A 565-nucleotide genomic window follows, 5' to 3' on the forward strand; every position below is an offset into this window, starting at 1 on the left:
TGTGCCGTTCGTGGGCCGAAATCCCGTTCCGGATGATGGAAAGAATTACTACGAACCAGAACAGTCGTTGGACTCACTTAGGACGATTGTCGCGGGTTTGGCGGCGAGAGGATTTACCGGCAGCTTAATGGCGGCTGGGGATGTCTCGATCGAAATGGCACTTGATGTGCTGGAGGAAGTCGATCGCGAGACCCCGATCTCGCACAAGCGTTGGGTCATTGCCCACGCAATCTGGCCGAGCAAGGACCAGCTCGCACGTTGCGCCAGGCTCGGAGTGGTACTGACCCCCATGTGGCATCATCTCTATTACTGGCCAACACTCACGTTCTATTACGGCGAGGATTTTCCGCATCGCGCCGAACCTTTCCGGGATATGATCGATATGGGCGTGACGGTAGCCATGGGGACCGATGTCTCCAAGGTCCCACTCAACTATTTCCGCGGGCTGGAGTACTGCGTAACCCGTGAGACGGAACGCTGGGGCAAGGGCGGCGCAGACCAGGCTATCACCCGTATGGAGGCCTTGCGCACGATGACGATCAATTGTGCCTATCTGACATTCGAA

1 protein-coding gene is annotated in these 565 nt (G+C 57.0%); it reads left to right on the forward strand.

Annotated elements, in window-relative coordinates:
• On the forward strand, nt 1-565 hold a 565-nt coding region (locus AC01FP_RS18860), incomplete at both ends, for an amidohydrolase family protein (RefSeq protein ID WP_474482470.1).

The sequence above is a fragment of the Cyanobium sp. NIVA-CYA 375 genome, from assembly GCF_056108345.1.